19 protein-coding genes are annotated in these 17,445 nt (G+C 63.2%); 11 read left to right on the plus strand and 8 right to left on the minus strand.

Features of this window, described 5'->3' with window-relative positions:
* Nucleotides 1–484: 484 nt before the first annotated feature.
* Together AC13C2_RS05530 and AC13C2_RS05535 are read left to right on the plus strand one after the other, a co-directional pair.
* Nucleotides 485–2,731, plus strand: a complete 2,247-nt coding sequence (locus tag AC13C2_RS05530; RefSeq protein ID WP_482886174.1) for a beta strand repeat-containing protein — start codon at nucleotides 485–487, stop codon at nucleotides 2,729–2,731.
* Nucleotides 2,732–2,813: 82 nt separating this feature from the next.
* On the plus strand, nucleotides 2,814–3,941 hold the full coding sequence (locus AC13C2_RS05535) for a hypothetical protein (protein ID WP_482886175.1): 1,128 nt from the start codon (nucleotides 2,814–2,816) through the stop codon (nucleotides 3,939–3,941).
* 37 nt (nucleotides 3,942–3,978) lie between these two features.
* On the opposite strand, the gene AC13C2_RS05540 is transcribed toward AC13C2_RS05535, so the two are convergent.
* The 5 genes from AC13C2_RS05540 to AC13C2_RS05560 form a co-directional block, all read right to left on the minus strand.
* Complete coding sequence (locus AC13C2_RS05540; protein WP_092762233.1) at nucleotides 3,979–4,446, minus strand: hypothetical protein; 468 nt, start codon at nucleotides 4,444–4,446, stop codon at nucleotides 3,979–3,981.
* Nucleotides 4,446–5,339: a CsgG/HfaB family protein gene (locus AC13C2_RS05545; protein ID WP_339642409.1), complete on the minus strand. Its 894-nt coding sequence runs from the start codon at nucleotides 5,337–5,339 to the stop codon at nucleotides 4,446–4,448. Before AC13C2_RS05545 ends, AC13C2_RS05540 begins: the two co-directional genes overlap by 1 nt.
* Nucleotides 5,336–5,764 (minus strand): hypothetical protein, encoded by a 429-nt coding sequence (locus AC13C2_RS05550; RefSeq protein ID WP_482886176.1) that lies wholly within the window; start codon nucleotides 5,762–5,764, stop codon nucleotides 5,336–5,338. The genes AC13C2_RS05545 and AC13C2_RS05550 overlap by 4 nt, the downstream gene beginning before the upstream one ends.
* Before the next feature lie 238 nt (nucleotides 5,765–6,002).
* Nucleotides 6,003–7,589, minus strand: a complete 1,587-nt coding sequence (locus AC13C2_RS05555; RefSeq protein WP_482886177.1) for an AMP-binding protein — start codon at nucleotides 7,587–7,589, stop codon at nucleotides 6,003–6,005.
* The gene (locus AC13C2_RS05560; RefSeq protein WP_482886178.1) at nucleotides 7,586–8,053 is read right to left on the minus strand and encodes a hypothetical protein; all 468 of its coding nucleotides are present in this window, start codon (nucleotides 8,051–8,053) and stop codon (nucleotides 7,586–7,588) included. The genes AC13C2_RS05555 and AC13C2_RS05560 overlap by 4 nt, the downstream gene beginning before the upstream one ends.
* Before the next feature lie 103 nt (nucleotides 8,054–8,156).
* Here AC13C2_RS05560 and moaA point away from each other — a divergent pair, with 103 nt between their 5' ends.
* From moaA to AC13C2_RS05575, 3 genes are read left to right on the plus strand one after another with little or no spacing between them, the layout of a single operon-like run.
* The gene (gene moaA / locus AC13C2_RS05565) at nucleotides 8,157–9,182 is read left to right on the plus strand and encodes a GTP 3',8-cyclase MoaA (protein ID WP_175495835.1); all 1,026 of its coding nucleotides are present in this window, start codon (nucleotides 8,157–8,159) and stop codon (nucleotides 9,180–9,182) included.
* Nucleotides 9,179–9,811, plus strand: a complete 633-nt coding sequence (locus AC13C2_RS05570; RefSeq protein ID WP_482886179.1) for a ferredoxin — start codon at nucleotides 9,179–9,181, stop codon at nucleotides 9,809–9,811. Before moaA ends, AC13C2_RS05570 begins: the two co-directional genes overlap by 4 nt.
* A complete protein-coding gene (locus AC13C2_RS05575) occupies nucleotides 9,808–10,275 on the plus strand; it encodes a SixA phosphatase family protein (protein WP_092762224.1) in 468 nt (155 codons plus the stop codon). Before AC13C2_RS05570 ends, AC13C2_RS05575 begins: the two co-directional genes overlap by 4 nt.
* 205 nt (nucleotides 10,276–10,480) lie before the next feature.
* Here the strand turns inward: AC13C2_RS05575 and AC13C2_RS05580 are convergent, their stop codons facing one another.
* Together AC13C2_RS05580 and AC13C2_RS05585 are read right to left on the minus strand one after the other, a co-directional pair.
* Complete coding sequence (locus tag AC13C2_RS05580; RefSeq protein WP_482886180.1) at nucleotides 10,481–10,636, minus strand: hypothetical protein; 156 nt, start codon at nucleotides 10,634–10,636, stop codon at nucleotides 10,481–10,483.
* A 134-nt stretch (nucleotides 10,637–10,770) separates the two neighbouring features.
* On the minus strand, nucleotides 10,771–11,250 hold the full coding sequence (locus AC13C2_RS05585; RefSeq protein WP_092762222.1) for an Lrp/AsnC family transcriptional regulator: 480 nt from the start codon (nucleotides 11,248–11,250) through the stop codon (nucleotides 10,771–10,773).
* A gap of 120 nt (nucleotides 11,251–11,370) precedes the next feature.
* Here AC13C2_RS05585 and cysG point away from each other — a divergent pair, with 120 nt between their 5' ends.
* From cysG to AC13C2_RS05615, 6 genes are read left to right on the plus strand one after another with little or no spacing between them, the layout of a single operon-like run.
* Nucleotides 11,371–12,753 carry a siroheme synthase CysG gene (cysG, locus tag AC13C2_RS05590; protein WP_482886181.1) on the plus strand — a complete coding sequence of 461 codons (1,383 nt, stop codon included), beginning with the start codon at nucleotides 11,371–11,373 and terminating at the stop codon, nucleotides 12,751–12,753.
* Complete coding sequence (locus AC13C2_RS05595) at nucleotides 12,750–13,058, plus strand: DUF2849 domain-containing protein (protein ID WP_339642384.1); 309 nt, start codon at nucleotides 12,750–12,752, stop codon at nucleotides 13,056–13,058. Before cysG ends, AC13C2_RS05595 begins: the two co-directional genes overlap by 4 nt.
* 1 nt (nucleotide 13,059) lies before the next feature.
* Entirely contained in the window at nucleotides 13,060–14,709 is a 1,650-nt protein-coding gene (locus AC13C2_RS05600; protein WP_482886182.1) for a nitrite/sulfite reductase, read from the plus strand.
* Nucleotides 14,699–15,442: a phosphoadenylyl-sulfate reductase gene (locus AC13C2_RS05605; RefSeq protein WP_424337952.1), complete on the plus strand. Its 744-nt coding sequence runs from the start codon at nucleotides 14,699–14,701 to the stop codon at nucleotides 15,440–15,442. The genes AC13C2_RS05600 and AC13C2_RS05605 overlap by 11 nt, the downstream gene beginning before the upstream one ends.
* Nucleotides 15,443–15,446: 4 nt before the next feature.
* Nucleotides 15,447–15,887 (plus strand): DUF934 domain-containing protein, encoded by a 441-nt coding sequence (locus tag AC13C2_RS05610; protein WP_339642377.1) that lies wholly within the window; start codon nucleotides 15,447–15,449, stop codon nucleotides 15,885–15,887.
* 51 nt (nucleotides 15,888–15,938) lie between these two features.
* Nucleotides 15,939–16,787, plus strand: a complete 849-nt coding sequence (locus AC13C2_RS05615) for a ferredoxin--NADP reductase (protein ID WP_482886183.1) — start codon at nucleotides 15,939–15,941, stop codon at nucleotides 16,785–16,787.
* A 71-nt stretch (nucleotides 16,788–16,858) separates the two neighbouring features.
* Here the strand turns inward: AC13C2_RS05615 and AC13C2_RS05620 are convergent, their stop codons facing one another.
* Nucleotides 16,859–17,398, minus strand: coding sequence for a hypothetical protein (locus AC13C2_RS05620; protein ID WP_482886184.1), 540 nt, complete (start codon nucleotides 17,396–17,398; stop codon nucleotides 16,859–16,861).
* Nucleotides 17,399–17,445 lie beyond the last annotated feature (47 nt).

Consider the following 17,445-nt stretch of genomic DNA (forward strand, 5'->3'; position numbering starts at 1 on the left):
TAATGCGCAGGTCACGAAAATGCCTTGGTCTTAACTCATCTTTAACACATCCCCCGATAATTATCGACTCAAGGATTGCAATGTCATGATTATTCATGACCTAACCGGGAACAAACCGTTTCCACTGCGATCCTGGCACCGCAAACCTTCCCGTATGGTAAGGATTTCAGGCGGATAATCTCCACAAGTGGCTCCCGAACCGCGCTTGTAAGGTTTTGCCTGACTGTATTCGTCCCGTTTCAGATGCAAATCATTCCCTGTTCCGACTGGCCTGGGGGTCTTTGGACGACTGACACGACCGCGGGCTGATTCGTCCGGGTCCGATTTCGCGACGGTATTTCATCCTCGACGCGAATCCTGTCGCCTTCATCTCGTCCCCTCTCGTCCGTCGACATTGCCGACTACGGTTCCACGCCGTCGGCCACTTCAGGAAGGTTGATCGTCGCCGTGTTGGCGGCGGCATCAGAGAAGGACGGAGACTCCAATGAAAAAGTTCCTCACAACAACCGCGATCGCATCTGCGCTCGCATTGCCGGCGACGGCGGCGCACGAAAGCACCGACGTCACCCAAACCGTTGGTGCGCTTCAGGCCGCCCTCAATTCCATTGTCATCAACTTTGACGGCACTACCGTATCTCAGGCGGCCACCAACGCAGCCAACCTGATCAACTATACGGCCGATGATCTGCATGACGTCTTCCAGTCGACCGATCCCAGCAGCGGTGGCGGTGGTCTTGGCCAGTTCGCTGTCAACAGCCTGGTTTCGACCGGCGGCAACTCGGGCGGCGTATTCACGGGCGCCTTTGTCGACGTCACGCAAGCCGCGACCAACGTCGCCAACAGCATCGAAGCCGTAAACCTCGAAGATCTGGATCAGAGACTCGAGGCCACGCAGGTTGCGATCAACTCGATCTCGGGCCCGACCGGCATCTCGGACTTCAACCAGACGGCCGTCAACGCCGGCAACCTGGCGACTCTCAACTCTGCCAGCAACGATATCGACCAGGATGTCGATGACACCGTCCAGACCGCCAGCAACTCGGCAGTGTCCAGTCAGGGCATCATCGTCATGGGGGCCGGAAACATCCAGTCCGCAACAAACGTTGTGAACAGCGCGACTATCGCCGCCAGCGTCGATGATGATATTTTGCAGGACGTCGATGACTCCCTGCAGGAAGCGTCGAACCTGTTGTCCAACGGCGGCGGCAGCAGCATCTTCACCTTCGATCAAAGCGCGGTCAACGCGGCCAACCTGGCCACTGCCGCCAGCGTCGGTGACGATGTGAACCAGGACGTCGATGATCTGGATCAGATCGCTTCGAACGCAGCGCTCAGCACGGGCAGCATCTTCAATGGTGTTCAGACCGCGACCAACGTCGCAAACAGCCTGACCGTGACCGGGGCCGTCGATGACGACATCACCCAGAGCGTCAGCGAATTCTTCAACATTCAGCCCGTGTCGCAGTCCGCGTCCAACGTGGCCGATGCCGACGTCGATGTCGGTGAAATGGTGCAGAATGCGGTGAACGCCGCGAACCTGGCCACAGCCGCAAGCGTGGGCGACAACGTTGACCAATACGCCTACGATCTGGATCAGGACGCTGACAACCTGGCCTTTGCCTTCTTCGGCAATATCAACCTCGTCGATCAGGCTGCGACCAACGTCGTGAACAGCCTTGATATCGACGGTACGGTCGGTGGCGATGTGGACCAGACCCTCGGCTTCTCGTCGCAGACGGCCGGAAACACTCTGGACGGTGTCTTCAGCATCTCGAACTCGACTCAGGTCGCCGTCAATGCCGCGAACCTCGCGACGCTGATGACTGTAGAAGGCGACATCGACCAGAGCTTCTTCGCCGCAGGTCAGACTGCGATGAACGACGCACTTCTGGTGATCGGTTCGGTTTCCGCCTCCGATCAGGAAGCGACCAACGTCGCCAACAGCGTGTCTGCTGCCGGTGCCGGGCTCGAGATCGAAACGCTCGATCAAAGCGTGTCTTTTGCAACCCAGGTTGCCGCCAACAACATCGGTGCATCGCCAATCGGGGGCTTTGAAGTCACCGGTGTCGCGAACGTCAACCAGACCGCCGTCAACGCCGCGAACCTCGCGACGCTGCAGGATGTCAATGTCTCGCTGGACCAGTCCGTCTCGGACCTTGGACAGCTGGCCATCAACACTGTTGTTGATGTCGATGCATCGACAGGTGGCATCTCGGACCTGACGCAGGCTGCGACCAACGTTGCCAACTCGGCCACGCTGGATGACGTCGAAGCCTCGGCGACCCTGACCCAGACGGCCGACATGAGCGGCTTCCTGAATGGTCAGGCTGCACTGAACTATGTCGAGTTCGGCATGAACGGTGTCACGAATGCAACCCAGACCGCCACCAACGCGGTGAACCTGGCCACGCTGGACGATTTGCGCGGAACCCTGTCGCAGGAAGTCATCAACGGCGCCCAGATCGCGGGTAACCTCGTGAACTACTCCGGCTTCATCGGTGACGGTGGACCGAACCTCGACTCGGCCGGTACCGTCAGCGGTCTGACCCAGACCGCGGTCAACGCCGCGAACCTGGTGACCGTGGCGACGCTGCCCGACATCGGCGGTTCGCTGGAAGTCTCGCAGGCCTACTCCGGTTTCCAGCTTTCCGGCAACGGTCTGTATGACGCCGATACGATCAACAATGTGACGCAGGCCGCGACCAACGTCGCGAACTCCATCAGTCACTGATCCGGCGTCAAGCCTGACACCAATCGGAATGGCGGCACACCGCCGCCATTCCTTCCCCGCCCCTCAAAATCGGTATCTTCCCATGCAGCGCACGCTCACAGCTCTCGCCCTTCTCGGCCTGACGACGACGGCCGCCGTAGCGGAAGGCCCCGAAGGCATCATCCTCAATCAGATCGCCACTGGCGACCAGATCGGCACCAACATCGCAGTCGTTCAGGGCAGTTCCGCCATCCTGAACGGTGACGCAGCACCGGACATCGAGGGCTATTCCGAGTTGTTCGACGAATTCGTGACTGCCGGCGAAGGCTCCGGCGTCGGCCTGCCCCCTGTCATTTCTGCCGACCAGGTCGACCAGTCGGTGCTGAACGCGGTCAACATTCTGCTGTCAAGCGGCACCGTGGTATCCCAGGCCAACCAGACCTTTCTGGGCGAACAACGCGCCATCAACATCATGGAAGCCAGCGAAGAAGGCGGGTCCCTCGCCGTGTCACAGACCGGCGAGAACCTTGCGAACATCATCATCGTCGAACAGGTGGACAACGTCCGCCAGGCTTTCGGCCCCGGCGCCATCCAGCAGGTCATCAATGAAATCAGCGGCGGCACCGGCAGTCTGCGTGGCATAAGCCAGATCGGTCGCAACACCGCGAACATCGTGATCGCTGACGTGTCCATCGGATCGGGGGAACAGCTTTTCCCCGAAGAGACCTCGCAGGAAATCGAGAACACGGTCAATCTGGACCAGGCCGGGTCGCTGCCAGGCCGCATCGTGCAATCCGGTACCAATATCGGCAACGTGCTGGTCGCGGACGAGGTCTATAACGTCGCGCGGGTTTTCTCGGGCGATCAGATTGTAAGGAACACTGTCAATGCAGCTGACGGGCGGACGCCCTACGGCGTCAGCCAGTCGGGTCTGAACATCGCCAACTTCGTGTCGGCGAATGTCGCCAACGGCCTGACGCAGGTGTCCGATGGCCGCCAAATCGTCGAAAACAACCTCGAAGGCGTGACCCTGGCCGATCTGGAAAACGGCGTCCCCGGCTATACCCATTCCAGCACGAACATCGTGAACCTTCTGGATATTCGCAACGACCGCTCCTCCCGCTCCGGCGATCCTATCGTGGCGACCCAGCGCGCCGATCAGGAACAGCGGGTTCAGGCCAGCGATGGCACCCATACACAGGTCGGCAATGCGGCCACGATCGAGCGATGACGCCAGTCACTTGATCGACGTCAAACGACGCCCCGTATCAGAACCCGATTTCCGAGCATGACTGCGATGCGCACCAGGGCCCGGCGCTAATCCGCGGTGCCTCGGGCCATTCCTCCGGTTTGTTGACGGAATAATCCACCGCACGCCTGCCATAGATCTGGGCGCTGTCGGCCAATCGCTCGCCGCAGATCGACGCGCCCTGCGACCGGACCAACCGCTTGACCAGGCGGCTCAGCCGCGCGTCCGTGCCCTGCGGCTCGGGCAGGCCAAGCGTCTGGAAGAAACGGCCGATTTCGGCTGAATCGTTGACCGGCGACCCCGGAAGGGTCTGCTCGCAGGTGAAGGCAAGCGTCCGGTAGTTCACCATCGATTCAAGAAAAAGCGTTGGATCGTAAGGCGGGGTTTCGGGCGCAGGGCGCTCCTCCACCGGCGGCAGAGTCGTCTGCGCCGCGACCGGCCCCCAGACCAGCCCGACGGCAAATGCCATCACGATCGTAGCCCGCATCAGGTCGGCTCCACCGCGACGGCGGTTACGCTTGCATCGGTAACCTGCTGCTGCGCCTGAAACTTCGGCAGGAAGCGATCGCAACTTCCGTTGTGGTTCAGCGTTTGCGACACGATGTCATACGCGGCTTCGGCCAGCATCCAACGGATGCCCGCGTGCAGACCTTCCTGCGACCGCGATCCGATCTGCACGTCGAACAGTTCGTCGCCGAAGAACCGGAAGATAGACCCGAAAACCTCGACCCCGACGGCCTGCTTGGAATAGGCCTCGGCCATCAGCAACTCGGTCGTGCGCGTATCGGTCACCCGCAGATCCGCCGCTACCGTCAGCGCGAAATTCCGGCGTCCGCCGGAAAGTCCGAACAGTCCGGCTTCGGCACCGCGAGAATAGGTGTTGAAATCAAGCTGCGTGATCGCGCCGTCGATGACGATGTCCGAGCCACGCAGCGACCCCCGCTCCAGCGGGCGATAGTTCAGCGGTTCGCCTTCAACGATGGTCACGCGGCCATCACCCAGGATCTGCTCGCGGGCGCGGGCGATCTCGAATTCGGTGACGGTCGTGTTCACGCGGTTCACCTGCCGGACTCCGGCCCGCGCAAGCGCGGTCACCAACATTCCGGCCGTATCGCGCGGGATATACCCGCCCGTTTCGTCCACTTCGATCTTCTGCGTCAGGTCCGAAATGATGTGGACGGAAAAGACGCGGTTCGAGTTTCGAACGGCGGACGAATTGGACAGGCATTCAAGCGCGGCATCAGCCGGCGTGGCCGTGACAACCGGGATCGTGCCGTTGAATTGCGGGGTCGGGGCGCTGAACGGGATCGGCAATGCGGACTGGCAACCTGCCAGAACCAGAGTGGCGACAACGCTCGCGCGGAAACGAAGCGATTTCATTCGCCGGCCGCCGAGACCGGAATGGCGTTCATGACGGCGACTGCCTCATCTATGGAGCTTGGACTCAATGCCGTCGCCGCCGGGGCGGGCTCGCCCCCGATGGTATTGGTCGATCCACCTTCGGATTCCTGGATCGTCTGATCGCCGGTGTTGTCCTGAACGACGTCGATCGTATTGTCTCCGTTGCCACTGATCGTGATCGAAAGCGAATTGCCGGTCTGCCCGCCCGAAGCTGCGGCGGCGGCGGCGTCGCGGCTGTCCTCGTAAACCTTGTAGTTGAGGCGTGTCTGCTCGCCCTGCAGCAGAATCTGCCTTTCGGCCGGGCTGCGGAACTGGAACGAGACGGATTCGCCGAATCCGTTCGCCGATGCGGCACCGGCTGTGAATATCGCGGAAATCGCGATTAGATTTGAAAGTCGGGACATGAAAATATCCTCATAAATCAGACTACAATACTGCGGCACACCACGCGTCGCGCGATCCGGCCTCTAAAACCTTGCCATAACTCCTTTGCGACAGGGGTAATTCCGCAAGGTTCTGTCCGGGTTTATTATCAACTGCGGCCAATCTGTCGCAACTGAAACGTTACACATTTCCGACTCCATCATCGGCGCTCCATGCCTTGCTGGCAAGGGCATCGGCCCGCAAAAATCACATAAACCGTTATTCTCGAACGTCACTTTCGTTTTCCGATTCCCGCAGCGCTCGCCGCAGTATCTTGCCCGTGGCCGTCATCGGAAGACTGTCCACAAACTGCACGGACCTCGGTGTCATATGTGGCGAAATCTGGGCAGAAACCCTCGAAATCAGCTCGTTTTCCAAATCCGGGCCGCGATCCGGTGCCACGACGAACGCCGTCACAGCTTCACCGCGCCTCGGATCGGGCAGGCCGACGACCGCACACATGACAACGTCGGGGTGCCCGGTCAGACAGGTTTCGATCTCGCTCGGACCGATGCGGTATCCCGATGATGTTATCACGTCGTCGTCCCGACTGATGTATGTGATGACTCCACCGGCCTCTCTCCGCCCGAGGTCTCCCGTCCTCAGCCATCCGTTCCGCCACTTGCCGACGGTTTCCTCCGGCTTGTTCCAGTATCGCAGGAACGCCGCAGGCGATCCGCGTGTGCAGATTTCCCCGGTCTCGCCCACCCTGACGTCCTGTCCATCCGCTGCCTGAACCGCGACCTCGACCCCCGGCACCCCGCGCCCCAGGGTGCCCGGTCGCAGATCCTGCGTGCCGGCACAGCTTGCCATCACCAGGTTGCATTCCGTCTGGCCGTATATCTCGTTGATCGGAACGCCCAGGGCATCCCGCCCCCAGTCCAGCAGATCCGCGCCCAGCGCCTCTCCACCCGACAGGACCGCGCGCAAGGCCAGACCGCGCGGCACTTTCGTCCGCCGCAACAGCTTCAGCGCGGTTGGTGGCAGAAAACTGGCGGTCACGCCCTCGGCCACCATAAGCGCCCAGGCCGCGTCCGCGTCGAACTTGGTGAACCGCTTGGCCACCAGCGGCACACCGAACCACAGGCAGGGCATCGCCAGATCCATCAACCCGCCGATCCATGCCCAGTCCGCCGGGGTCCAGCCGACGTCGCCCTCCACCGGAAACCCCTCCAGCGCCGTCTCGACACAGGGCAGATGTCCGATCAGGAACCGATGCGCGTGCAACACGCCCTTGGGCGTGCCCGTCGTGCCGGAGGTATAGATCATCATCGCCGGATCGTCGGCCCCGGTGTCCGCCACCTCCGCTATCGGCGGTCCCGACAGGTCCCAGTCGTCCGCATCGATCCGCAGCGTCAGATCGGCCAGGTCCAGCGGTGCGATCCGCGCCAGTCCCTCCGCGTCCCCGACAATGGCCCGTGCGCCCGAATCCGCCAGCCGGTAGGCCAGCGCATCCGGCCCGAACAGCGTGAACAGGGGCAGGGACACGGCACCCAGCTTCATTGCCGCCAGATGCGCCACCATGACCTCGGCACGCTGCGGCAACAGGATCGCGACACGGTCCCCGCGTCCGATGCCGCCGCGCGCCAGCACCCCCGCCAGACGGTCCGACGCGTCTTTCAGGTCGCGATATGTCCAGACCCGTCGTCCGTTGGACAGGTCGACAATGGCCGCGCGATCCGGATCCTCCTCGGCCCAGCTGTCGCAGCAGCCGACCGCAATGTTGAACCGTGCGGGCACATCCCAGACGAAGGTCCCCCGCATCTCGGACCAAGGGGCCAGACGCGAAATCGTCCGCCGTTTCATCCGGTCCGTGCCAGCGTTACGGAGTGCAATCCGCCCAACGGCAGGCCCAGTGCCTGCAAGGCCGACAGCGAAATCTGCGGCCCGCCCGCGCCACCCAGCGGACGCAGCGTTACGGCAATCGCTTCCCCGTTCCCGGTGCGGACCGTTCCGGGCGTATCCGACGCCACCAGCTCCGACTTGACCCATAGTCCGCCGTCCGTCGGATCACCCAACGCGACTGTGACCGTCCCCAACGCGCCGCCGCCGGGCGCTGCGGCCGCAGCCTGACGGGCGGTGGCCTTGTCCGCCTCCGATACTGTGTCCAGCGAGGCGACGGACGTCGCCGGTCCGGTCAACACGGGCGGCGCGGTCGGGGCGGTCGCCGTCGCAGGGGCCGACGCGTCTCCGGGCGGGGTCCGGTCAAGAGATGCAAACTGGCCGCAACCGGCAAGAACGGCGGGCAGGATCAAAAGGTATCGGGTCATCGGAACGGGCCTCGCATGTTTGCACAGTTTCTTATCCTAGTGCGCCGCACCTCTCTGTCAGCCCCACTTGTCGCGGCGGGCGCGGACGCGTAGCGTTTCGCGCATGACCTCTGCAAATTCTTCCACACTGCCCCCCAAACTGGTCGACCCCTTTGCGCGGACCATCGACTATCTGCGGGTCTCGGTCACCGACCGCTGCGACTTCCGCTGCACCTATTGCATGGCGGAGCACATGACCTTCCTGCCCAAAAAGGATCTGCTGACGCTGGAAGAGCTGGACCGCATGTGCTCGGCCTTCGTTCGTCTGGGCGTCAGAAAGCTTCGCATCACCGGGGGCGAACCGCTCGTCCGCAAGGGCATCATGACCTTCTTCGACGGTATGTCCCGCCATCTGGGCAACGGCCTGGACGAATTGACACTGACCACCAACGGCAGCCAGCTCGACCGCTTCGCGCAGCCCCTCTGGGACGCGGGCGTGCGCCGCATCAATGTCTCGCTCGACACGCTGGACCCGGTCAAATTCAAGGACATCACCCGCTGGGGCACGCTCGACAAGGTGCTGCGCGGCATCGACGCGGCCAAGGCGGTCGGGATGCGCGTCAAGATCAACACCGTTGCCATCAAGGGCTTCAACGATGTCGAATTGTTCGACCTGCTGGACTGGGCTGACCGGAGCGATCTGGACCTGACCTTCATCGAGGTCATGCCGATGGGCGACATGGGCGAAGTGCAGCGGCTGGATCAGTACTGGCCGCTGAAAGACCTGCGCGCCCAGCTTGCCACCCGCTTCACCCTGACCGAACTGGACTACAAGACCGGCGGCCCGGCACGATACTTCGAAATCGGCGAAACCGGCCAGCGGATCGGCTTCATCACGCCGCTGACGCATAACTTCTGCGAGTCGTGCAATCGCGTCCGCGTCACCTGCACAGGCGAACTTTACATGTGTCTCGGGCAGGAAGACATGGCCGACCTGCGCGCCCCCCTGCGCGCCTCCGAATCCGATACCCCGCTGGAAGACGCGATCCACGCCGCCATCGCCCGTAAACCCAAGGGGCATGATTTCGATTATTCGCGACAGCAGGTGGCGGGCCAGACGATCCGCCACATGAGCCATACCGGCGGATGACAGACTACGCCGCGCTCCAGACTGGCGCGGCGGAGCGCGGGTTGACCCTCCTGGGCGGCTTTACCGATGACAACCGAACCACCGTCCTCCTCGGCCCCGATCCGCAGGGCTTCTGGCCGATCCTGCAAACCGCCCCCGAGGCGCGGCACCCCGATCCCGTCGACCGCTGGTCCACGCGCATCATCGGTGACTGGGCCGCCGATCTGGGCGCGCAGGCACGCTTTCCCTTCGGCACGCCCCTTCATCCCTTCATCACCTGGGCCAGGCGGACGGGCCGGTGCCATATCTCGCCTGTCGGCCTGCTGGTGCATGATGCGCAGGGCCTGATGGTCAGCTTTCGAGGCGCACTGACATTCGACCACGACATCGCCCTGCCTGCCGCGCCGCCGTCCCCCTGCACAGGCTGCGCCGCGCCCTGCCTGACCGCCTGTCCCGTCGGTGCCATGACCGGCGATGGGTATGACCTTCGGGCCTGTCACGGCTGGCTCGACGATCCGCGCAATGCCTGCATGGCCAGGGGCTGCGCCGTGCGGCGCGCCTGCCCCGCCTCACCCCCACGCCCTGACGCCCAATCGGCTCATCACATGGCCTATTTTCACAGGCCCACGCTTCAAACGGAGGAACGATGAAACTCATTCTGCTGCGCCACACAAAATCCGACTGGTCCGACCCGGATCAGGACGACCACGACCGTCCGCTGAACGACCGGGGCCGCGCCGCCGCGCGCGCGATGGGCGAATGGCTGACCTCCCGCCGCCACCTGCCCGACCTTATCCTCTGCTCCGACGCGACTCGCACGCGCCAGACCCTCGCCGCCCTCGGCCTGCCCGAGACGACGACCGAAACGCGCCCCGACCTCTATCTGTCGGATGCCGAGATGATCGTGGCCCTGGCCCGCAAGCAAACCGCCGATTGCGTCCTGATCGTCTCGCACAATCCGGGCATAGCCGAAGCCGCAAAACAGCTTGCCGCAACCCCGCCCGTCCACCCCGAATTTGCCCGTTATCCGACCGGAGCCTGTCTGGTGGTCGAGATCGTGGACGACCAACCGGGCCGCGTTCTGGATTTCGCTGTGCCGCGCGACTTCGAGTGATCTCGCCTTCGCCTGCGGCTTCGCGCCAAGCGTAAGACCGGGTTCACTCCGCCACTTCGCGCAAAGGACCACAGGCAAAGGGCCGTGGAAATTCCGGTTTTCGGAAAGACGAACGTCCGGTTTGCTCCTCTTTCCACAATGCAGTTAAGGCCCGGTCTTCTCCGCTTTGACTATCCTTTGTTGACTGTGATGAGGCGCAGTCCACTCAGCGATCCGGAGGGGTCCAGTCTTTCTCCATCCCCGCATTGCGCCGACGAAGCCGCAGGGCAAGACCAATGGAGACGCCGACGCCGATTGCGACAGTCAGGTCCGCGAACACCGTCAGAACGGGCGTCAGCACAAGCAAGACCTGATCAGACACACGCGCCTGCATGTAGCCTCGCCCCCAATCGTGTCCGCCCCATATCCGACGTGGATCACCCCCGGATCACCCACAAACCGGAAACCGCCCCGCACCCCGAAACAGGGAAGATTTTCCCGCCCGGTCCGTTATGTTCAGACCGGCAGCGCCACCGTCGATTTGATCTCCTCCATCGACAGAAGTGCCGTGACGTTGAACACCCGCACCTCCGAGATCAGCGCCTGATAGAACACGTCATAGGCCCGTGCGTTCGCCACGCGCACCTTCAGGATATAATCGATTTCCCCCGCCAGCCGATGTGCCTCCTGCACCTCAGGGCGGGCGCGCAGGGCGGCCAGGAACTTCTGCTGCCAGTCGGTTTCATGCTCCGACGTGCGGATCAGGACGAAGAAACAGGCTTCCAGACCAAGGGCTTCCGGGTCGACCACCACCGTAGACGGTCCCATTACACCGGCGTCGCGCATCTTGCGGATGCGATTCCAGACTGGCGTCTTCGAAGACCCCACCTGACGGGCGATTTCATCCAGTGATTGCCCTGCATCGGCTTGCAAGGCCCGAAGGATATTCCGGTCCAGGTCATCCAATCGGACGGGCTTCCGCGTTTCCGTGGTCATGTGGAATATCCTACCGGTTTGAGACGCAAAATACGCGATACGTCCCTGTTATCGCCCTCCCCCTCCCAAATATCCAGAACAATGTTCTATATACAAGGGAACGAACGCCGGAGCGCCCAGATGAACCACTTCCCCATCTTCCTCGCCCTAGAAGGCCGCCGCGTCCTCGTTGCGGGCGGTGGCGATGCGGCGGTGGCCAAGCTGCGGCTGCTGCTCAAGACGACGGCGCGGATCACGGTGGTCGCGGAACACGCCGCGCCCGAGATTGTGGCATGGGCCGATGCGGGCAAGCTGAACCTGATCCCGCGTGCGCAGGAACCCGGCGACGCGCTGTGCTGCGTGATCGCCTATGGCGCGCACGAAGATGCCGCGCTGGACGGTCGCACCCTGCAACTGGCCGCCGCAGACGGTGCCATCGTCAACATTGTCGACGATCTGGCGCGCAGCCAGTTCATCACGCCCGCCATCGTCGACCGCGACCCCGTCGTCGTCGCCATCGGTACCGAAGGCGCGGCCCCGGTTCTGGCGCGCAAGATCAAGGCAGACCTGGAAGCGAGCCTGCCCGCCGGGCTGGGCCTGCTGGCGCGTGTGGGCAAGACCTTTCGCAAGGCAGCCGATGTGCTTCCCATGGGCGCCGTCCGCCGCAGATTCTGGGCAGGTTACTATAACGAAGCCGGTCCCCGCGCCGCCGATCAGGGCGAGGCGGCGATTCGCGACGCGCTCGACACCCTGCTGGAGAGCCATCTGAACGCCGAAACACGCCCCGGTCATGTTGATCTGGTCGGCGCCGGCCCTGGCGATCCGGAACTGTTGACCCTCAGGGCGCGCAAGGCGCTGGATGCCGCCGACGTTGTGATTCACGACCGTCTGGTCGCGCCGGAAATTCTCGAACTGGCACGCCGCGAGGCGATCATCATCGACGCCGGAAAGGAAGGCTTCGGCCCCTCGACATCGCAGGACGTCATCAACGCGCTGATCGTCGAACATGGGTTGCGGGGTCACCACGTCGTGCGCCTCAAGGCGGGCGATCCGACCGTGTTCGGCCGTCTGGACGAAGAAATCGAGGCACTGGACGCTGCCGGTCTGGGCTGGGCCATTGTTCCGGGTATCACCGCCGCCAGCGCCGCCGTCGCCACCATCGGGCAAAGCCTGACCAAACGGGGCCGCAACGGGTCGGTTCGTTTCCTGACGGGTCACGACATGAAGGGTTTCGCCGATCAGGACTGGGCCGCATTGGCCAAACCCGATGAGGTCGCCGCCATCTATATGGGCAAGCGCGCCGCGCGCTGGATGCAGGGACGTTTGCTTATGCACGGGGCCGCGCCCGCCACGCCCGTGTCTGTGGTCGAGAACGCCTCGCGCAGCGATCAGACCATTCACGCTACCACTCTGGCCACCCTGCCCGACGCGCTGTCCGATGTCTCGGGTCCTGCCGTCCTTCTTTTCGGTCTGGCCCCCCGCGCCGCCGCCCAAGCCCTTACCCATCAGGAAATCGCGTTATGAGCCGCAATCGCTCCTTCTCTCCCAAAGTCGTCACCGCCAACCTGCTGCGCGAAGGCGACGTCGTTTACCTGACCGAGGACGACCGCTGGGTCGCCTCGTTGACCGAGGCCGAAGTGCTGACCGACGAGGCCCATGCCCAGATGCGGCTGGTCGATGCCGACAAACCCTCGGTCGTCGTCGGCACCTATCTGGCGGATGTGCGCGTGACCGAAAGCGGCCCCGTTCCGACACACTTCCGCGAGGATTTCCGCGCCACCGGCCCGACAAATTACGCCCACGGCAAAGCTGCCGAGAAGGAGGCCTGAGATGTATCACTACACCGATTTCGATCGTGATTTCCTCGCAGAACGTAATGCCCAGTTCCGTGCCCAGGTCGAGCGCCGTCTGGACGGCTCCCTGACCGAGGATGAGTTCAAGCCGCTGCGCCTGATGAACGGCGTCTATCTGCAACTGCATGCGTATATGCTGCGCGTCGCGATTCCCTATGGCACGCTGGCGTCAGGCCAGATGCGCACACTCGCCGTGCTGGCCGAGAAGTGGGACAAGGGCTACGGCCACTTCACCACGCGCCAGAATATTCAGTACAACTGGCCGCGACTGGTCGACATTCCCGATATGCTCGACACGCTGGGCGAAGTGGGGATGCACGCGATCCAGACGTCCGGCAACACGATCCGCAATGTGACCGCCGACCATTTCGCCGGGGCTGCCAAGGACGAGATCGCCGACCCACGTCCGGTCGCCGAATTGCTGCGCCAATGGTCCACCGATCACCCGGAATTCCAGTTTCTGCCCCGCAAGTTCAAGATCGCCGTCACCGGGTCGCCCAACGACCGCGCCGTCACCCGCTCGCATGACATCGGTCTGGTGATGAAAAAACAGGACGGCGAGATCGGCTTCGAAGTCATGATCGGTGGCGGTCTGGGCCGCACCCCGATGATCGGCAAAACGGTGCGCGACTTCGTGCCCAAGGCCGATCTGCTGCCCTATTGCGAGGCAATCGTGTCGGTCTACAACCGGCTGGGTCGGCGCGACAACAAATACAAAGCGCGTCTCAAGATCACTGTCCACGAGAACGGTATCGAGGAAATGCGCCAGCGGATCGAAGACCGTTTCGCGCAGCTCAAGCCGCTGTTTTCCGGCGTGGACCAAGTGATGCTGGCCGGGATCGAAGCGCAGTTCGCCCTGCCCGCGTTCACTGACAACGTTCCCGCGCCGATTCTCGACCCGGTGCTGCAAAGCTTCGTCGACACCAATGTCACCGCGCACAAACGCGACGACCATGCCATCGTCACGATCTCGCTGAAAAAGCACGGCGAGACGCCAGGTGACGCGACCGCCGACCAGATGCGCCTGATGGCCGATCTGGCCGATGCCCACGCTTACGGCGAATTGCGCATCAGCCACGAGCAGAACGTCATCCTGCCCCATGTCCGGCGCGACGCCCTGCCCGTGCTGTTCGCGGCCCTCAGGTCCGCCGGTTTGGGCACTGCCAATATCGGGCTGGCGTCCGACATCATCGCCTGCCCCGGCATGGATTATTGCGCACTGGCGACAGCCCGTTCGATCCCGGTCGCGCAGGAGATCGCAAAGCGGATCGACGCGCTCAAGATCGAACATGAGGTCGGGGCCCTGAAGATCAAGATTTCGGGCTGCATCAATGCCTGTGGTCATCACCATGTCGGGCATATCGGCATTCTGGGGCTGGATCGCGCCGGGGTCGAAAACTACCAGATCACGCTGGGCGGCGACGCAACGGAAACCGCTGCCATCGGCGAACGCGCGGGCCCCGGTTTCGCCTACGATCAGGTTGTTCCGGCCATCGAACGTCTGATCCTCGCCTATCTCGATCTGCGGGCGGACGAGGAAGAAACCTTTATCGACGCCTTCCGCCGCCTTGGGCCTGCACCCTTCAAAGCCGCCCTCTACCCTCAGGAGAATCAGGATGCCGCTTGACGCACATGCCCTTCTCGCCACCCGCGCCGCGCAGCTGAACACCGATCTGGCAGCGGCGACTCCGCAATCTGTCCTTGAGACCGTGTTCCGCGATGCCCGGCTGGGCGAAATCGCCATGGTTTCGTCCTTCGGGGCGGAATCGGTCGTGCTGCTGCACCTGATGGCGCAGGTCGATGCCTCGCGTCCGGTGCTGTTTCTGGAAACCGCGATGCTGTTCCCGGAAACGCTGACCTATCAGATCGAAGTCGCGGAAACGCTGGGTCTGAGCGACGTGCGGATCGTCCGCCCCGATGCCACCGACCTGTTTCTGCACGACCCCGAGGGCGAGTTGCACAAGTCCGATACCGATACCTGCTGCGCTCTGCGGAAGGTCAAGCCGCTGGAGTTGGCTTTGCAGGACTTCGACGGATGGATCACCGGACGCAAGCGGCACCACGGTGGCGACCGCGCCGATATCGCCGTGTTCGAGGCCGACAGCGGCAAGCTGAAGATCAATCCGCTGGCCGATTGGTCGCGCGACGACATCGCCGCGTATCTGGACGTCCACGACCTGCCGCGTCATCCGCTGGTGGCAAAGGGGTTCCAGTCGATCGGCTGCGCGCCATGCACCGACAGCACCATGCCGGGCGAAGACGTTCGGGCCGGGCGCTGGCGCAGCAAGGAAAAGACCGAATGCGGCATCCATCTGAACGGCGCACGGCTCTGGCCCGCCATCCAATCGACAAAGGTCTGATTTCATGCCCATCGTGACTGACGCGGGCTTTGCACCCGACGACCTGAATGCCCGCTTTTCGCCATCCGACGACTTGCCTGCAAACGGCCCGTTGTCTATCGACGTGGCGCCCGACGCCGATCTGACGCCTGTTCTGGCGCGTTTGGAGGAGGCGACCGCCATCCGCGTGGCGTTTCCGAGTTCCGCCGATGGGCGTGGGTTCACGATTGCCCGACAGCTTCGTCGTGCGGGTTACACCGGGCGGCTGCGCGCCGAGGGCCATGTGATCGCCGACCAATATGCGATGGCACGCCGGTCCGGGTTCGACGAGGTGGAAATCTCCGACGACCTTGCCGCGCGCCAACCCGAGGATCAGTGGCTGGCCCGCGCCGATTGGCAGGCTCACGATTATCAGTCCCGCCTTGGCCGGAGGCGCGACACCAAAAGCGCCGCCGCATCCGCCTAGAACTTTCCGTCCCTATTCCCTAGAGGTGCGGCACCCGCCGCAATCGAAGCCATGAACGATATGACCGCCCACCAGACGTCCACCGCCCCGGCTGCCCCGGTCCTGCCCGACGCGCAGACCGTTACCTCGGTCACGCATTGGACCGACTTCCTGTTCTCGTTTCGCGTGACACGGCCCGCCTCGCTGCGGTTCCGGTCGGGCGAGTTCGTGATGATCGGCCTGATGGGCGACCCGCACCCCGCAACCGGCAAGCAAAAGCCGCTGCTGCGCGCCTATTCCATCGCCTCGCCCAGTTGGGATGATGAGTTGGAGTTCTATTCCATCAAGGTGCAGGACGGCCCACTGACGTCGAGGTTGCAGCACATCCAGCCGGGCGATCAGATCATCCTGCGGCCCAAGCCCGTCGGCACGCTGGTGCATGACGCCCTGCTGCCCGGCAAACGCCTGTGGCTGTTTGCGACCGGCACCGGCTTTGCGCCCTTCGCGTCGCTGCTGCGCGACCCTGAAACATTCGAGGCCTACGACCAGATCATCGTCACCCACACCACGCGCGAAGTGGCGGAGCTGGAATACAGCCGCAAGCTGATCGAGGAAATCCGCACCGACGAGATTCTGGGCGAGTTGCTGGGCGAGGACAATCTGGCGAAACTGACGTATTACCCGACCACCACACGCGAAACCTCTCCGACCGTGGGGCGTATCACCGACCGTCTACGCGACGGCAGTCTCTTTGCGGATCTTGGTGTGGACAGTATCAGCCCGGCAACGGACCGTGCCATGGTCTGCGGATCAATCGGGCTGAACACCGACCTGAAGGAAATCCTCGAAGGCTATGGGCTGGAGGAAGGTGCGAATTCCGAGCCCAAACATTACGTCGTCGAGAAGGCTTTCGTCGGCTAGGACCAGTGCGACAAACGAAAAAGGGCCGCGGCGGGTATTCCCCGCCGCGGCCCTTTTGTGTTTGGGGACGCTTATTCTACGCCAAGACGGGCTCTCAGCTGCTCCAGCAAGGCTGGGATTAGCGTCGGATTGTCCCGTGCCTGTTCAATCCCGGCCTTGAGCGTGGTCTTGGCGACCGCGTTCATATCCGATTCGTCCACATAAACGATCAGGGCGTCGGCATCGAATCCGTCCGGCGTCAGCACGGTAGCCAGATCGGCTTGAGCGGTCGCGGGGGTTTCGGTCCCCTCGGTCGCAGCCTCGGCGGTCGCATCGACGGCATCCGTCCCGGTCGTGGCTTCGGCTTCCGCAGCAGCCTCGGCTTCAGCAGCAGCCTCGGCTTCAGCGGCGGCTTCTTCCTCGGCCACACGCGCTTCTTCGGCCAGACGGGCCTCCTCGGCGGCCTGCTCCTCGGCCAGGCGCGCGGCTTCTTCGGCCTCTTGGGCGGCCTGCACGGTTTCGGCTTCGATGCGGGCGACTTCGGCCCGGTTCTCGGCAATGCGGTCGATCACGATCCAGCCCAGTATCGCGACAACGAGGACAGCCAGACCGACAATCAAATTACGAGACATGTGAATTCTCCAGATATGCGATTCCCATTGAGCTGTGATTGACGCAT

The sequence above is a fragment of the Jannaschia sp. L-14R genome, assembly GCF_056857695.1.